A 1,265-nucleotide genomic window follows, 5' to 3' on the forward strand; every position below is an offset into this window, starting at 1 on the left:
CTCACGAATCGCTTGTAGATGACGGCTGGGCCGAGACGATTGAGCTTCTCGGTGGTGAAGAGTTGATCGCGGGGAGTGCTCGCGAGACGAAGGCGTTCCTGCGGCCGCGGGGCGTCAGATCGGCTACTGATCTGTTGCGCCTGACTCTGGCTTACTGCCTTGGCAAGGTGGGCATGCGGGGCGTCGTGGCCTGGGCGGCGGCGAGCGGGATCGCCGACATCTCGGACGTGGCGTTGCTCGGCCGGCTGCGCAACGCAGGGCCGTGGCTGCAGCAGTTGATTGGGTATCTTTTGAAGCGCGAGGAGGTAGGCTTGGCCAAGGGCCGGCTGATCCGCATCCTCGATGCGACATCGGTTGCCAAGGCCGGTGTGCATGAGAAGAAGAACAATGGCCTTTGGCGTATGCACTGCGCCTTCGATCTTGAGCGCGAGCAGTTCGATTTCCTCGAGATCACCGACCAGAGCGAGGCCGAGCTGATCGACCGCGTGCCGGTGGTGGCGGGCGAGATCCGCATCGGCGACCGCGCCTATCTGCAGGCCGAGCGGATCGCAAAGGTCATGGCGCAAGGCGGCGACGTTGTCGTGCGCGCGGCGTGGAAGAATGTGCGATGGCTCGATGCCAGCGGTAAGCCATTCGATCTCATCGGCCACCTGAAGAGCTGCCGCGAGGAGGTCATCGAAACGCCTGTCTGGCTGGGCCTCAAGAAGGGCGAGCCCCTGAAGATGCGCCTGATCGCCTTGCGCAAATCCGAGGCCGCGACACAAGAAGCGCGGCGCAAAATCAACAAGGAAGCCAAGGCCAAGGGCAAGCAGGTTCAACCGGAGACGCTGATTGCTGCCGGCTTTGTTATCCTTGTGACCTCGCTTGACCAGGAGGAGTTTCCCTCCGGCACAGTTCTCAAGCTCTATCGCATGCGCTGGCGCATCGAGCTCGCCTTCAAGCGTCTGAAGAGCCTGATCGGACTGCGCGCGCCTCCCGCCAAAGACCCAAGGATCGCAAAGCCTTGGATTCTTGCCCACTTCCTCATCGCGCTTGTGACCGAACCCCTCTCGCAGGAGTTGGGTATCTCTCCCCCTTGAGCGACGGACGCCCGCTGCTGTGGCGCGCTACCCGCCAGATCGTCGCCTCTCTGATCGCAGCGATCTTTGCTCAACCTCCCTTGGCAACCCTGCGCCAAAATCTCCATGCCTTGCGACATCGATGGCGTGAACCACCACGAAAGCGCAAATTTCAGTCCATGCCGAAGCTATCTTAGCGCATATGCC

The 1,265-nt window shown here is 61.9% G+C and carries 1 protein-coding gene; it reads left to right on the forward strand.

Annotation, left to right across the window (positions count from 1 at the left end):
* On the forward strand, positions 1-1,079 hold a 1,079-nt coding region (locus AC0L3H_RS32880), incomplete at its 5' end, for a transposase (RefSeq protein ID WP_473588235.1).
* Positions 1,080-1,265 lie beyond the last annotated feature (186 nt).

This window comes from Mesorhizobium sp. WSM4816, assembly GCF_055811535.1.